The organism is Pseudonocardia aurantiaca (genome assembly GCF_039526725.1).
GTDB lineage: Bacteria > Actinomycetota > Actinomycetes > Mycobacteriales > Pseudonocardiaceae > Pseudonocardia > Pseudonocardia aurantiaca.
On record NZ_BAAAJG010000015.1, the window covers coordinates 84,456 to 98,227 of the forward strand.

Annotated in this window: 16 protein-coding genes; 5 read left to right on the forward strand and 11 right to left on the reverse strand. The window is 71.8% G+C overall.

Annotated elements, in window-relative coordinates; translation table 11 throughout:
* Positions 1-182 precede the first annotated feature (182 nt).
* On the reverse strand, positions 183-1,355 hold the full coding sequence (locus ABD143_RS22535) for a cysteine--tRNA ligase (protein WP_343981796.1): 1,173 nt from the start codon (positions 1,353-1,355) through the stop codon (positions 183-185).
* Between the two features lie 420 nt (positions 1,356-1,775).
* Here ABD143_RS22535 and ABD143_RS22540 point away from each other — a divergent pair, with 420 nt between their 5' ends.
* The 4 genes from ABD143_RS22540 to ABD143_RS22555 all read left to right on the forward strand — a co-directional run bounded on the left by ABD143_RS22540 (position 1,776) and on the right by ABD143_RS22555 (position 4,152).
* Positions 1,776-2,594: a class I SAM-dependent methyltransferase gene (locus tag ABD143_RS22540; protein ID WP_343981799.1), complete on the forward strand. Its 819-nt coding sequence runs from the start codon at positions 1,776-1,778 to the stop codon at positions 2,592-2,594.
* A 248-nt stretch (positions 2,595-2,842) separates the two neighbouring features.
* Positions 2,843-3,046: a hypothetical protein gene (locus ABD143_RS22545; RefSeq protein ID WP_343981802.1), complete on the forward strand. Its 204-nt coding sequence runs from the start codon at positions 2,843-2,845 to the stop codon at positions 3,044-3,046.
* A gap of 24 nt (positions 3,047-3,070) precedes the next feature.
* Positions 3,071-3,223: an alpha/beta fold hydrolase family protein gene (locus ABD143_RS22550; protein ID WP_343981805.1), complete on the forward strand. Its 153-nt coding sequence runs from the start codon at positions 3,071-3,073 to the stop codon at positions 3,221-3,223.
* An 8-nt stretch (positions 3,224-3,231) separates the two neighbouring features.
* Positions 3,232-4,152, forward strand: coding sequence for an alpha/beta fold hydrolase (locus ABD143_RS22555; protein ID WP_343981808.1), 921 nt, complete (start codon positions 3,232-3,234; stop codon positions 4,150-4,152).
* Between the two features lie 35 nt (positions 4,153-4,187).
* Here the strand turns inward: ABD143_RS22555 and ABD143_RS22560 are convergent, their stop codons facing one another.
* From ABD143_RS22560 to ABD143_RS22595, 8 genes are read right to left on the reverse strand one after another with little or no spacing between them, the layout of a single operon-like run.
* Complete coding sequence (locus tag ABD143_RS22560; RefSeq protein ID WP_343981811.1) at positions 4,188-4,676, reverse strand: SRPBCC family protein; 489 nt, start codon at positions 4,674-4,676, stop codon at positions 4,188-4,190.
* 1 nt (position 4,677) lies between these two features.
* Complete coding sequence (locus ABD143_RS22565; RefSeq protein ID WP_343981815.1) at positions 4,678-6,054, reverse strand: flavin monoamine oxidase family protein; 1,377 nt, start codon at positions 6,052-6,054, stop codon at positions 4,678-4,680.
* Positions 6,054-7,004: a carbohydrate kinase family protein gene (locus tag ABD143_RS22570; RefSeq protein ID WP_343981818.1), complete on the reverse strand. Its 951-nt coding sequence runs from the start codon at positions 7,002-7,004 to the stop codon at positions 6,054-6,056. The genes ABD143_RS22565 and ABD143_RS22570 overlap by 1 nt, the downstream gene beginning before the upstream one ends.
* The gene (locus ABD143_RS22575; RefSeq protein ID WP_343981821.1) at positions 7,001-7,660 is read right to left on the reverse strand and encodes a class II aldolase/adducin family protein; all 660 of its coding nucleotides are present in this window, start codon (positions 7,658-7,660) and stop codon (positions 7,001-7,003) included. The genes ABD143_RS22570 and ABD143_RS22575 overlap by 4 nt, the downstream gene beginning before the upstream one ends.
* 23 nt (positions 7,661-7,683) lie before the next feature.
* The gene (locus ABD143_RS22580) at positions 7,684-8,928 is read right to left on the reverse strand and encodes an MFS transporter (protein ID WP_343981823.1); all 1,245 of its coding nucleotides are present in this window, start codon (positions 8,926-8,928) and stop codon (positions 7,684-7,686) included.
* Between the two features lie 58 nt (positions 8,929-8,986).
* Positions 8,987-10,030, reverse strand: coding sequence for an RNA polymerase sigma factor (locus ABD143_RS22585; RefSeq protein WP_379659715.1), 1,044 nt, complete (start codon positions 10,028-10,030; stop codon positions 8,987-8,989).
* On the reverse strand, positions 9,979-10,248 hold the full coding sequence (locus tag ABD143_RS22590; RefSeq protein WP_343981826.1) for a hypothetical protein: 270 nt from the start codon (positions 10,246-10,248) through the stop codon (positions 9,979-9,981). Before ABD143_RS22590 ends, ABD143_RS22585 begins: the two co-directional genes overlap by 52 nt.
* Before the next feature lie 21 nt (positions 10,249-10,269).
* Positions 10,270-11,235, reverse strand: a complete 966-nt coding sequence (locus ABD143_RS22595) for an acyl-CoA desaturase (RefSeq protein WP_343981829.1) — start codon at positions 11,233-11,235, stop codon at positions 10,270-10,272.
* 137 nt (positions 11,236-11,372) lie between these two features.
* Between ABD143_RS22595 and ABD143_RS22600 the strand changes: the two genes are divergently transcribed.
* Entirely contained in the window at positions 11,373-12,137 is a 765-nt protein-coding gene (locus ABD143_RS22600; RefSeq protein ID WP_343981833.1) for a TetR/AcrR family transcriptional regulator C-terminal domain-containing protein, read from the forward strand.
* Here the strand turns inward: ABD143_RS22600 and ABD143_RS22605 are convergent.
* Together ABD143_RS22605 and ABD143_RS22610 are read right to left on the reverse strand one after the other, a co-directional pair.
* Entirely contained in the window at positions 12,092-13,321 is a 1,230-nt protein-coding gene (locus ABD143_RS22605) for an RNA polymerase sigma factor (protein WP_343981836.1), read from the reverse strand. The genes ABD143_RS22600 and ABD143_RS22605 overlap by 46 nt on opposite strands.
* Positions 13,318-13,689, reverse strand: a complete 372-nt coding sequence (locus ABD143_RS22610) for a YciI family protein (RefSeq protein ID WP_343981839.1) — start codon at positions 13,687-13,689, stop codon at positions 13,318-13,320. The genes ABD143_RS22605 and ABD143_RS22610 overlap by 4 nt, the downstream gene beginning before the upstream one ends.
* Between the last annotated feature and the right edge of the window lie 83 nt (positions 13,690-13,772).

Consider the following 13,772-nt stretch of genomic DNA (forward strand, 5'->3'; position numbering starts at 1 on the left):
CGGATCGCCTGGTGGCGGTGACAGCGGGCCTCGGGATGTGATCCCCAAAAGTCCGGTGCCTACACGTGGTGTAAACCCCCGCGGGGAAGGGTCCGGGTCGGCCGCGCCCGCTGCGGCTGTCCGAGCAGCCGGCGCGCGTGCCGTGTCACTTCTGCCGACGCGATCGGGGGCGGTGCCGGTGGCTACTGGAGCGCGAGCGTGCGGATGACTTGGCGGGCGGCGTCGCCGCCTGATTCGACCGCGATCCGAACGGCGGTCGGCACGTCGAGATCATCGAGGAGGGCCGCGCGCACTCCCGTGACAGCGGTCGAGGACGAACTACGGGTGCCTGCCGCCGTGTACAGGTCCTCCAGCAGCCGTGACGCATCCCGCAGCGCGTCCGGACGATACTCCCACGCCTCGTTCCACTGCCTGTCCAGCAGCATGAGTCGGATCGCGGCGCCGGATGCGCTGTGCAGGAGGTCGCTCACCAGTACGAGGTTGGCGGTCGACTTCGCCATCTTCAGTCCGTCGAGATGGACCGTTCCCACTCGGACGTAGCGCCGGGCGAACGGCGTGACGCCCAAGGCCGCCTCGGCCATCGCGGCCTGGTATGCGTGATGCGGGAACGACAGGTCGGCGCCGCCAACGATCACGTCCACTACACCTCCGAGCGTGGCGAGTGCCATCGCCGTGCACTCGGCATGCCAGCCGGGACGGCCGGCTCCCCAGGGGCTCGGCCACGCCGGATCGCCAGGGCCGGCGGGGTGCCAGACGGCGACGTCGAACGGGTCGTCCCGGAGGGTGTCATCCGGTCGGTCGCCGTACTCCGACGACAGCGCCAGCGCGTCCTCTCTCGACAAGCCGACCGCGTTCGGCACGTGGGCGCCGCGGAGGTACACGTGACCGTCGCGTTCATACGCGGCACCGTTCGCCAGGAGTGCCGATGCCAGCAGGACCACGTGCTCGATGTGATGGCGCGCGTGCGGTGTGTGCGTCGGGGGCCGGACGTGGAGTGCGGCCATGTCGCGGTCGAAGTAGTACTCCTGGGTCAGGCCGAACTCGTCGAAAGGGCGGCCCCGTTCGGTCGCCGTGCGCGTCAGCACGTCGTCCACGTCGGTGATGTTGCGCGTGAGAACCGTGTCGACACCGGTCATGCGGATCACCCGCCTGACCACGTCGGCCCACACGAACGTCGACGCGTGACCGAGATGCGTCACGTCGTAGGGGGTGATCCCGCAGACGTAGATCCGGGCCGGGATCGTCAGCGGGAGCGACTCACCGGCCAGCATCAGCCTTTCGAAAGGACTCGTCCGGAGGCGCGACTCGGGGACGGCGAAGTCCGAACCAGCCGCAAGATCCATTGGTCCCGCCATCGCCCCATCGTGGCACGGAACGCCCAGGTCGACGACTCGTTCGTTGCCTTCCTTGCTCCTGGCCCAGCCCGGGTGTAGCGCCGCCGTTCAGGCCAGCCGAACATGAACGACAGATGAACACCTGGTGAGTTCTGCGTGTCGTCGACGGGCAAAAAGTCCGTTGGGCGTAGTTTGCGACGCGACGCACCCCTCAAGCACGGTCAGACACGCTCCCCACGAATCGGACCGCTCATGCCCCAGGACGTCGTCGACTCCGCCATGCGCGGTTCCGGCCGTGCCCGCGGGTGCGCTGCTTCGACGGAAGCCGCATCGACGCGGCCGTACCACCGGTTTCGACCGCGCCAACCGATCTCGTTCTGCCGCCACGCCGTCGCCCGGGCCCCCGACCGGATGCGACGACGCCTGAGAAAGGAGTGAACGGTGGACAGAGTCACCACCGACGCGACGCATCTGCGTGGCGTCGCCTCCACCACGCTGTGGACCCTGTACAACCGGGCATCGGAAGCCGCCCGGCCGGACGGCGTTCTTCGCGACCCGGTCGCCATCGACCTCCTCGACGCCATCGACTACCCGTTCCAGGCGGTGTTGGGCGAACCCGACCAGAGCCACTCCCTGCGGGCAGTCGCCTTCGATCGCGCGGTCACGGACTACGTCCGTGACCATCCCGACGGCACCGTCGTCGCGCTCGGCGAGGGTCTCGAGACCGGCTTCTGGCGCACCGACAACGGCCGCATCCGCTGGGTGTCGCTGGACTTCCCAGAGGTCGTCCGGCTCCGGCGGGAACTGCTGCCCGAGTGCGACCGGATCCGCCACCTCGCCGGATCGGCCCTCGACCTGTCCTGGATGGACGAGGTCGACGCGTCGGCCCCGGTCTTCGTCAACGCTCAGGGCCTGCTGCCCTACCTGCAGCCCGAGGATGCGATCGGCCTCATCCTCGGCTGCGCCGCGCAGTTCCGGGGCGGCCGGATGATCTTCGACCTCGTTCCGCCGTGGCACAGCAAGCGCTCCAAGTCGGGCACCGCGCGCGGACGGAGCTTCACGGTGCCGCCGGTGCCGTTCGGCATGACCGCCCGCGATGCGCTGCGTCTCGCCGACGACGTGTACGGCGTGGAGTCCGCCGTCGTTCTCCGCCCACCCGCGGGCCGCGGCTGGCGCCGCCGGGCGGTGGCCACGGTCGGCGCGCTCCCCGTGGTGCGCAACCACCGGTTCGCCATCTGCCTGCTCCGCTTCACGCCCTGACGAGAGCGCGAGGCCAGTCCGGTCCGGTCGGGTCTGCTCTGGTCCGGTCCGGGCTTCGTCCTGTCCGTTCTGATGAAACAGAACCGCGATGGAGAGGTCGATCATCTCGCTTACGATCCGGGCGTATCACTGTCGACGGCGGGTGACGCGACCTCGCAGGCTTTGAACACAGCAGCGCGGTGATCACGGTCCTCGCGTCTGCGGGGTCGCTCGTCGCGTCGATCTCTGAGGGCGGTGAGTGTGTCCGAGTGGAACCGCATCCACAGGCCCCCGTGCTCGGTCCCGATCGCCACGGGCTGATCTGGCTTCCCGAGGAGGCGTTCGGCAGGGCTTTCGCCCAGCACGCCTCGACGCTGGAGCAGGCACTGCTGGCCGCCACCCAGCGGCCGCTCGCGGCGGCTTGCATCGGCGTCCCGGTGCGGCCTCCGACCTGGAAGGACCGGCCTAGTTAGTTCCTTGTGGCCGAGGAGGATCGCATGATCGCCGCGGAGAACCAGCGTTTCATGGCCGAGCGCATGAAGGCGCGCGTGCATACAGTCCCCGCCGACCACATGCCGATGATCACGGCACCGGCCGCGGTCGTCGGCATCGTGCTGGAAGCGGTGCGGGAGATCGGGTCGCGCCGATAACGACTCCGATGAACCGCCGGTCGAGGGGTACCTCAAGCACCAGCGCATCTGCGCCCTGGAGGAAAGGGAGAACCGTCATGGCTGACATCGCATACCGCACGGCGGACGTGGATGGCCTGACAGTGTTCTATCGGGAGGCCGGAGCATCTGACGCACCCACGTTGGTACTCCTGCACGGCTTCCCGTCCGCGAGCCACATGTTTCGCGAGCTGATCCCGCTGCTCGTCGACCGGTTCCACATCGTTGCTCCTGACCTGCCCGGCTTCGGCAAGTCGGACATGCCCGACCGAGGTGACTTCAACTACACGTTCGAGCACATCACCGACGTCATCGATCGCCTGACGGAAATGCTCGGCCTCGATCGCTTCGCGCTCTACGTGTTCGACTACGGCGCGCCGGTCGGGTTCCGGATCGCCGCACGGCATCCCGAGCGCATCACCGCCATCATTTCCCAAAACGGCAACGCGTACGAGGAAGGGCTGAGCGACGGCTGGAACCCGCTCCAGGCCTACTGGAAGGAGCCGTCGAAGGCCAACCGGGAAGCGATCCGGATGCTCGTGGAGCCGCAGACGACGATCTGGCAGTACACGCATGGTGCCCCCGACGAGACGCGCGTCAGTCCGGACGGCTACGGGCTCGACAACTACTACCTCGCGCGCAGCGGTGCCGACGAGATCCAGCTCGACCTGTTCCTCGACTACGCGAGCAACGTGGCGCTCTACCCCACGTTCCAGGAGTACTTCCGCACCAGCGAGCCGCCTCTGCTCGCGGTGTGGGGCAGGAACGATCCGTTCTTCCTGCCGGCCGGGGCCGAAGCCTTCAAGCGTGACATCCCGGACGCCGACGTTCGTTTCGTCGACACCGGTCATTTTGCCCTCGAGACCCACGTCGAGGAGATCGCAACCGCTATCCGCGAGTTCCTCACCTAGCAGCTCGCTTCACGGTTGGCCCCTGGGAGCCGCGACTATTCCGGTAGTTCCGCCTCGGAGATCGCGATGGTCTCCAGGTTCCGCATGGACGCCTGGAAGGCGGTGCGCAGGCCGGGCTGCTGCACCCGGTCGATCAGGCGCCCGACCGCTCCCCATCCGGGCCGATAGGTGACCCGGTATGTCATCTCGGTCGCCGCCGCCCCGTCGACGGTGACGGGGCGGAAGGTGAAGGTGTTGGTCATGTCGTGCATCGGGGCGAAACCCGTGCCCGTGTCGACGCGCAGCCGCACGGGTTCGATCTCGCGGACCGTCCAGGTCGAGCGGGTGGTGAGCGGGCCGACCGTGCGGTTGTGCTCGGAGTAGCTCCGTCCGACCGTGGCCGGGCCGTGGTGCTCGGTGACCTCCAGGACGCCGACCACCCATTCCCCGTAGCGGCGGGTGTCGTCGACGACGGCCCAGACGCGTTCGACGGGCGCGGCGAGAACGGCTGTCTCGGCCACCTCGCTGAGCGGGGCCACGGTCACGTCAATCCTCCTGATCGAGCACGGCGCGGGCGGCGGCCTCACCCGAGCGAACCGCGCCGTCCATGTACCCGTTCCAATGGTTCGCGTGCTCCGCGCCCGCCCAGCGGACGCGGCCGAAGGGCCGGTCGCGCCACTCGCCGAGTGTGGTGAGCACGCCGGGCCCGATCGCCGACGTCGGGCCGCCGCGGGTCCACTCCTCGGACGTCCAGTCCTGCTCGAAGTAGCCGCGCGGGTGCAGCGCGCGCCGGCCCGCGACCTGCGCGAAGCTGCGCAGCACCGCGCCCCGGCGCTCCCGCGCGGACCGGCCGCTCCACGTGCGCCACTGCTGCCCGCCGAGGAACCCCATCAGGACGCCGGGGTGCCCGCTGGTCGGGGTGTTGTCGAACGTCGAGCACAGCGGCGACCCGGAACGGAACACGCCCTGGCCGGAAAGGTCGTCGTCGCGCCAGAACGGCTCGTCGTACACGGCCTCGCATTTCATCAGCGTGCCGAACGCCATCCGCTGGAACAGCGCGTCCTGCTGGGGCGGCAGCAGCGGCGTCCACGCGATCCTCGCGGCGAGCGCAGGCGGGAGCGCCACGATGGCGTGGCGGGCAATCCAGGTGCGCCCTTCCGAGCGAACGGTCACGGTGCTCGCGTCCTGCTCGATGGCGCGCACCGGCGCGCCGAGCGTCACGCGGTCCCCGAGCGCCTGGGCCATCGTGGTCGACAGGGACTGGGAGCCGCCGACGAACCGGGCCTCCTGCGCGCCGCCGGTCGTGGCGATGCCGCGCGTGATGGTGCCCGGCGTCCGCTCGTCGCCCATGCCGGCGATGTACCAGAGCGCGTACAGCAGGGACGCCTCGGTCGCGGGGGCGCCGAAGCCGCTGGCGAGGAAGACGTCGACGAGGTCGAGGGCGCCCCGACCGGCGCCGGCGTGGCGGATCCAGCTCGCGAACGGGACGGCGTCCCAGCGCCGGGCGTGCCGGGCTCGCCACGGGGCGTCGAGCGGCACCTGCCGGGACAGCCGGTCGACGCGCAGGATGGTCAGCGCGAGGCCGGGGAGCGCGGCCGGGTCCGGCATGACGTCGCCGGTGAACCGCCGCGCCCGTCCGTTGTGGACGTAGACCCGCGCTCCGCGGTCGTGCGTCGGGTAGGTCGCGATGCCGAGCGCGGTCGCCAGCGCCAGCACGCGGTTCTGCGTTGGGCCGACGAACTGCCCGCCTGCCTCCACGACCTGGCCGTCGCCGAGGTCGTGGTTGACCGTGCGCCCGCCCACCCGGTCCCGCGCCTCCACGACCGCGACGTCCAGCCCGGCCGCGGCGAGTGCGCGCGCGGCCGTGAGCCCCGCGAGGCCGGCGCCGACAACCACCACGTCGGCCCGCTGCGCTGCGGGCATCAGGCCGTCCGGGCCGGAGTGGCGGCCGCGAAGGCCCGCACGGCGTCGAGATCGAACGTTCCGTGGTCGGTGCCCAGGCCACCGGCGACGATCGCGGCGGTCGCGCAGCCGATCACGGCGGCCTCGGGCAGGGGGAGGCCGAGGCCGGTGCCGCGCAGGAAGCCCGCGGAGAAGGCGTCGCCGCAGCCGGTGGTGTCGACGGGTTCGATGTCGAAGGCCGGCACGTGCGTCTCGCCGTCGGCGGTGACGACGACCGCCCCGTCCGCGCCCGCGGTCGCCACCACCGCGGTCACCCCTCGTTGGACGAGCCGCCGGCACCCGGACACCAGGTCCGGCGCCCCGGTCCAGCCCAGCACCTGCTCGTCGTTGGGCAGGAAGTGGTCGACGTGGGGCAGGACGCCTGCGATCCACTCGAGCACCCCCGGGTCGCCCGGGGCGAGGCAGTCGATCGAGGTGCAGACGCCGTGCTCGCGGGCGAAGGACAGGATCCGGGCCGCCGCGTCGCCGCCCATGAACTCCGGCCCACCCAGGTGCAGGTGGGTCGCGGCGGCGATGGCCTCCCACGGGGCGTCGTCCGGCCCGTACGCGGCGTTGGCCCCGATCACGTGGAACGCGGGCCGCGATCCGTCCGGGCGGATGGGCAGCACGCTCGCGGACGTCTGCACGCCCTCGCGGCGGATCAGGTGCGTGGTGTCGACGCCGTCGCGGGCGAGCAGCGCCAGGAGTTGGTCGCCGAGGGCGTCGGTCCCGATTGCGCCCGCGCTGCGGGCGGTGGCACCCAGCTTGCTCAGTACGAGCGCGGTCCCGCCCGCCGGGCCCGCCGCGCTGCTCCGGATCTCCTCCACCAGATGCCCGCCCTGGCCGTCCGGGATCGCCTCGACGGGGCGCACCAGCGTGTCCAGCACGTGCGCGCCCAGTGCGATCACGGTCATGTCCGATGTGGTCGTCATCGCGGCTCCTCCGTTGCGGTCGGGTGGATCGTGCCGTAGCCACGCGCAATCACGGCCGCGACCACCTCGTGCTGCGCGTCGGAGTCCAGCGCGCGGGGGCGGCCCATCGAGGCGGCCCGCCGGTAGAGATCGCACGCCCACTCCAGCAGGAGCGCGTGCTCCACGGCGGAGGCCAGGTCGCCGGCGTGGGTGACGGCGCCGTGGTTGGCCATGAGGGCCGCAGCCCGCCCCTCCAGCGCGGCGAGCACCGCCTGCGCGAGCTCGGGGCTCCCGAACAGCGCATACGGCGCGACGCGGACGGACCCGCCGAGCTGCAGCATCTGGTAGTGCACGCATGGCAGCTCGTCGACGACGAGGCCGGCGGCCGTGGCCGCCGGGGCGTGCGTGTGCACGACCGCGCCCGACCCGAACCGCTGATAGATGCCCAGATGCAGGCCGATCTCCGAGGTGGGTGCCGGCCCGCCGCCGCGGACCCGGCCGTCGAGGTCGACGACGGTCACCTCGTCAGCGGTGATCGTCTCGAACCGGGCTCCCGTCGCGGTCACGGCGACCCGGTCGTCCCTGCGCACGCTGACGTTGCCCGCCGTCCCGATCACCAGCCCATCGGCGGCGAGCCGCCGGCACGTGGCGGCCACCAGGGCCCGTTCGTCCTCCATGGAATGCACCGTCCCCCCTCGCGTCATGGCGCCTCGTCGTCGTGGCTTGCCGTCCGGAACCCGGACGCGGCGAGCAGCATGCCCGCGGCGCCGATCCCGGCGGCCCCGAGCCACAGCGCGGGCCGCAGGCCCACGGCGTCGGCGAAGAGCCCGCCGAGCGGGGCGCCGACGACCACCGCGGCGCGGTTGAACGAGCGCATCGTGGCGTTCATCCGGCCCTGCAGCCGGTCCGGGGTGACGCCCTGGCGATACGCCATCTCGATCGGCCCCCCGGCGCCGAGGCCGAGGCCGTAGAGGAACTGGCCCGCCGCCGCGATCGCGACGGCAGCGGCACCCTCTGTTCCGGCCGCCGCGGTGACGACGAGGATCCCGCCGGCCCCCAGCACCCGCGAGCCCGCGATGGTCGCCGGGATCCCCAGCCGGTGGCTCAGCGGCACCGACGCCGAGCTGCCCAGCAGCGCCCCGACGCCGGCCAGGGCGTACGTCACGCCGAGGCCGAGCGCGCCGGTCCCCAGTTCGAGGAGCGCGTACGGCACGTATGCGGCGCTGATCACGGCGTTGAACAGGAACCAGCCGTGGGTGCCGATGGCGAGCGGCGCCAGCGTGGGGTGCCGGTACACCCAGCGGGTGCCCTCCGCCAGATCGGCGAGCACCGAGCGGGACGCCCGCTGCGGCCGCGTGTCGAGCACGGGTGTCGCGGCGGTGAGCAGGCCCGACACCGCGTAGCTCGCGGCGTCGACCAGCAGGGTCAGCGGTGCGCCGACCGCCGCCACGAGCCCGCCGCCCAGCAGCCGCCCGGTCGTCTGGGCCACGGCGTCGCTCTGCTCCAGGCGCGCGTTCGCCCTCGGCAGGAGCTCACGCGGCAGCAACCTCGGCAGGAAGGACTGGTGGGCGGCGGCGTTCAGCACCGACAGCAGGCCGAACGCCACCATCAGCGCGGCCAGTACCGGGACGTCCAGAGTGCCGGTGACGGCGAGCAGCGGCACGCAGGAGAGCACGAGCGCCCGGCCGACATCGGTGCTGACGAGCAGCGGCTTGCGCCGCACGCGGTCGGCGAGCACGCCTGCGAACAGGCCGACGGCGAGGTAGGGCGCCACACCCGCGCTCTGGACGAGCCCGACGTCGGTGGCCGTGCCGCCGAGATCGGCGACGACGAGGACGCCGATGGCCACGGTGCCGATCTGCGTGCCGAAGTCCGAGATCGTCGACGCGGCCCAGAACCTGCGGAACCCCGCATTCCGGCGAAGCCGCAGCGACCGGTCCGTCACCCGCGCCGACCAGCCACGCCGGGAGGGTAGCCGTCCGCGGCCGCCCGATGTGAGGTTCTCAGGAGTCCAGGTAGCCCTCCAGCGTCCGGGAGCGGGACGGGTGGCGCAGCTTCGACATCGTCCGCGCCTCGATCTGCCGGATCCGCTCGCGGGTGACCCCGTAGACCTGGCCGATCTCGTCCAGGGTGTGGGCGCGCCCGCCTGTCAGCCCGAACCGCATGCGGACGACGCCGGCCTCGCGTTCGGAGAGCGTGGCGAGCACCGACTTGAGCTCGTCCTGGAGCAGACCGAAGCTCGCGGCTTCGACCGCGATGACCGCGCCGGTGTCCTCGATGAAATCACCGAGCTGGGCGTCGCCCTCGGTGCCGAGGTTCTGGTCGAGGGAGAGCGGCTGCCGGGCGTACTGCTGGTACTCCTGCACCTTCTCCGGTGTGGTGTCCAGCGCCTCGGCCAGCTCCGCCGACGTGGGGTCGCGTCCGAGGTCGCGCAGCATCTCGCGGCGCAGCCGGTCGAGCCGGTTGATGACCTCCACCATGTGCACGGGGATGCGGATGGTGCGGGCCTGGTCGGCCATCGCGCGGCTGACGGCCTGCCGGATCCACCAGGTGGCGTAGGTCGAGAACTTGTAGCCCTTGACGTAGTCGAACTTCTCGACCGCGCGGATGAGGCCCAGGTTGCCCTCCTGGATCAGGTCCAGGAACGCCATGCCGCGACCCACGTACCGCTTCGCGACCGAGACGACGAGGCGGAGGTTCGCCTCGAGCAGTCGCTGCTTGGCGCGCTCGCCGTCGCGGATGAGCCATTCCAGGTCGCGGACGAAGGCCGGCGAGAACGGCCCACCCGTCGACTCGGGGTGGCGCAGCCGTTCGGTGGCGAAGATGCCGACCTCGATGCGCTGCGCCAGGTCGACCTCCTCGGCCGCGGTGAGCAGCGCGGTCCGGCTGATCTTGCGCAGGTAGTCGCGGACGGGGTCGGCGGACGCTCCCGAGTCGATGGCGGCCTGGCGCACCCGCTCTCCGGTCGTTCGCCCGGCCCCGGTCAGCGACGTGCTCATCGGGGCCTGCTGCCGTAGACCGCTTCGAACGCGATGGTCGTCATGGATCGGGACAGCTCCCGGATGACCCCGAGCGCGAGGTACTTCTCCCCGACGTCGGGACGCTCACCGGCGCGTCGCACGTCCGCCCAGAGGGACTCGACGTAGTCCATGAGGAGCTGGCGGGCCTCGAGCTGGTCGGCTCTCGCCGCCTCGCTCATCCTCGTCAGGCGTGCGCGGTCGAGCGAGGCGAACGACTCGACGAGGTCCCCGGGCGGTGGTTGCACGTCAGCTCCGTTCATCGGTGTTCAACGAGCTCCCGCGCGCGGTGCGGCGTCGAGCCGGGCGAGCCTCGTGGGCGTCGGCCAGCGGACGTCGTGCGCCCATCCGAGCTTCTCGAAGAACCAGATCACCCGCGCGGAGATGTCGACCTGTCCTCGCCGCACCCCGTGGCGCGCGCAGGTGGGGTCGGCGTGGTGCAGGTTGTGCCACGACTCGCCCATCGAGAGGACGGCCAGTGGCCACACGTTGGTCGCCCTGTCGCGGCTCGCGAACGGCTGTTCGCCGATCATGTGACAGATCGAGTTGATCGACCACGTGACGTGGTGCAGCACCGCGACGCGGACGAGCCCGGCCCAGAAGAACGCGGTCAGCGCCCCCCACCACGACATGGTGACGAGCCCGCCCACGAGCGCGGGGGCGAGCAGCGCCACGACCGTCCAGAGCACGAGGAGCCTGCCGATCCGGGCGATGTCGCGGTCGGCGAGGAGGTCGGGCGCGAACCGCGCGGCGTTGGTGCGGTCGCGGCCGAACAGCCAGCCGATGTGGGCGTGCACGAATCCCTTGGCCAGCGCGGCGGGTGTGGTGCCGAAGCGCCACGGGGAGTGCGGGTCGCCCTCCTTGTCGGAGTAGGCGTGGTGGCGGCGGTGGTCGGCGACCCAGGAGACGACGTCGCCCTGCATGGCGAGGCTGCCGGCGACGGCGAGCGCGATGCGCAGGCCCCGGTCGGCACGGAAGGACCGGTGGGTGAAAAGGCGGTGGAAGCCGACCGTGACTCCCAAGCCGGAGAGCAGGTAGAAGCCGATGGCGAGGCCGACGTCCAGCCAGGTCAGCCCCCAGCCCCACGCCAATGGCACGGCTGCGGCCAGTGCGAGTGTGGGGGCGAGCACGAAGATGTGGACGAGCACAGTCCTGCCCTGCGACTGCTGTCCGTCGAGGAGGGGCTTCGGGCCGCCAGTGTGCTCGGGACGCTCGTCGGCGGTCACTGTCGTCACGGCGGAGGGTGCTCCCTCACTTCTCGTCGGTGCGTCCGCGAGCGCCGCCCTTGCCCGAGCGGATGTTCCCGTAGCGCTACGGTGTAGAAGCTACGCTGTAGTGCCGTGATCTTCAACGCGGAGGGGCGGGACCTGGGATGACCGGGAGCATGGCCGCTGTGGCCGGGACCGGCGAGGATGACCCGGCACCTCGCCGGTCCGTCCTCACACGCGAGCAGGTGCTCGCCACCGCGTTGCGGCTGATCGACGAGGACGGCGTCGAGGCGCTGTCGATGCGCAGGCTCGGGAAGGCGCTCGGCCGGGACCCGATGCGCCTCTACCGGTTCGCGGCCAGCAAGGACGAGCTGCTCGACGGCGTGGTCGAGCTGGTCCTGGGCGAGCTGGCGGTGCCGAACGCCGGCGAGGGGTGGGAAGACGTGCTGCGGCGCACCGCACACGCCTTCCGCGGGATCGCGCTGGCTCATCCGCACGTCGTCCCCCTGCTGGTGACGCGGCCCCTGGCCACTCCGCTCGCCCTGCGCCCGCTCGGGATCCTGCGCGCGCTGGAGAACCTGCTGGAGCTGCTGATCAGCGTCGGCTTCGACGAGCGCGGCGCGCTTCACGCCTACCGCCTCTACATGGGGTTCCTGCAGGGACACGTGCTCAATGAGCTGCAGGAACGCGTGCACGACCCGGAGGAGTCGGACGACCTCCTGCGGCTCGGGCTGCACCGGCTCCCGGTCCGGGAGTTCCCGCGGCTCCGGTCGCTCGCCGCCCAGCTGGCCGCCTACGACGGGGTGCAGGAGCTCGAGGAAGGGCTCGAGGTGGTGCTCAGCGGTCTGCGCCGCCAGCTCGGGGCGGGCCCGCCTGCGGTGGCTCAGGCCGTGCCCGACGCCAGTCGCTCGGCGCGCGACTCCAGGTAGCGCCGCTCGGGTTCGCTCAGCGTGCTGCGGGCGGCGAGCCGGTACTCGGCGGCGGCGGCCTCCCGTTCGCCGGTCCGGTCGAGCAGGTGCGCGCGCACTGCGTGCACCCGGTGATGCCCCGCCAGGGCCGGATCGGCCTGCGCGCCCGTCAGCTGGTCGAGGGCGGCCCGTGGGCTGTGCACCTCGGCGACGGCGACGATGCGGTTGAGCGTGACCATCGGGCCGGGCGCGAGCGCGCGCAGGTGGTCGTAGAGCGCGAGGATCTGCGGCCAGTCGGTGTCGCCCGCGCGCGGGGCCTCGTCGTGGACGGCCGCGATCGCGGCCTGGAGCTGGTAGGGCCCGATCGGCGCGGTGGCGAGCGCGTCGCTGACCAGCGCGATGCCCTCCGCGATCAGTGCGGCGTCCCACAGCGTCCGGTCCTGCTCCGCGAGCGGGACGAGCGCGCCGTCCGGCCGGGTGCGGGCGCGGCGACGGGCCTCGGTGAGCAGCATCAGCGCGAGCAGGCCCGCTGTCTCGCCGTCCGGCGGCAGGTGGCCGTGCACCTGCCGGGTGAGGCGGATCGCCTCAGCGGTGAGGTCGGTGCGGAGCAGCGCATCACCGGAGCTCGCCGTGTACCCCTCGTTGAAGATCAGGTACAGGACATGCAAGACCGCGGCCATGCGCTCGGGCCGTTCGTCCTCCGGCGGCATCCGGAACCGCCCGCCGCTGGACTTGACCCGCTGCTTGGCCCGGCTGATCCGCTGCGCGACCGCGGCTTCCGGCACGAGGAACGCCCGGGCGATCTCCGCGGTCGTGAGCCCGCCGACGGCGCGCAGTGTGAGCGCCACCTGCGACGGCGTCGTGAGCGACGGGTGGCAGCACAGCATCAGGAGCGTGAGCGTGTCGTCTACGCCCGTCGGGGGCTCGGCGGGAGGCGGGGCCATCGCGGCGACCGTCTCCTCGCGGCGCCTGCGAGCGGTGTCGCCGCGCCACAGCTCGATCCGCCGCCGGGACGCGGTGGTGATCAGCCAGCCCTTGGGGTTGTCCGGCAGCCCTTCGGCCGGCCACTGGACAGCGGCCGCCAGCAGCGCCTCCTGAACGGCGTCCTCGCACGTGTCGAACCCGCCGAAGCGGCGCACGAGCGCGCTGAGGACCTGCGGCGCCAGCTCCCGGAGCAGGCCCTCGAAACCCGTGGCCGTGCTCATACCTCGAATGTGCTGAGGTCCTGCACGGGCCGCACCTCGACCAGCCCCAGGTCGGCCTCGGGCACCCGCGCCGCGATCTCGGCCGCACGTTCCAAGCTCTCGCACTCCAGCAGGTAGAACCCGGCCAGGTGCTCCTTGACCTCGGCAAACGGCCCGTCGGTCGGCAGCCCGGTGCCATCGGCGGCCGGGATGCGTTTGCCCTGGCCGGGAGGGGCGAGGGCATGGCTCACGACCATCTCGCCGGACTCCTCGAGATCCTCGTTCAGCGCGCGGTAGACGCCGAGGCCCTCGTGGCGTTCGTCGGCCGAGAGCGACTCCCAGACCTTCAGCGACTCCGGATTGTGGTAGATCAGGACGACGTACCTCACGCGTTCCTCCCGAAGTTCCGAAACTCCATGCCGAGCATGTCGAGTTCCCCGCGCCAGCTTCTACGTTCCCCATGAGTCGCACC

Coding starts and splice junctions, on each gene's coding strand:
- ABD143_RS22575 (WP_343981821.1), bottom strand. CDS start 7,660: ATGGAGGACGAACGGGCCCTGGTGGCCGCCACGTGCCGGCGGCTCGCC.
- ABD143_RS22600 (WP_343981833.1), top strand. CDS start 11,373: ATGACCGGGAGCATGGCCGCTGTGGCCGGGACCGGCGAGGATGACCCG.
- ABD143_RS22570 (WP_343981818.1), bottom strand. CDS start 7,004: ATGACGACCACATCGGACATGACCGTGATCGCACTGGGCGCGCACGTG.
- ABD143_RS22565 (WP_343981815.1), bottom strand. CDS start 6,054: ATGCCCGCAGCGCAGCGGGCCGACGTGGTGGTTGTCGGCGCCGGCCTC.
- ABD143_RS22605 (WP_343981836.1), bottom strand. CDS start 13,321: ATGAGCACGGCCACGGGTTTCGAGGGCCTGCTCCGGGAGCTGGCGCCG.
- ABD143_RS22550 (WP_343981805.1), top strand. CDS start 3,071: ATGATCGCCGCGGAGAACCAGCGTTTCATGGCCGAGCGCATGAAGGCG.
- ABD143_RS22555 (WP_343981808.1), top strand. CDS start 3,232: ATGAACCGCCGGTCGAGGGGTACCTCAAGCACCAGCGCATCTGCGCCC.
- ABD143_RS22535 (WP_343981796.1), bottom strand. CDS start 1,355: ATGGCGGGACCAATGGATCTTGCGGCTGGTTCGGACTTCGCCGTCCCC.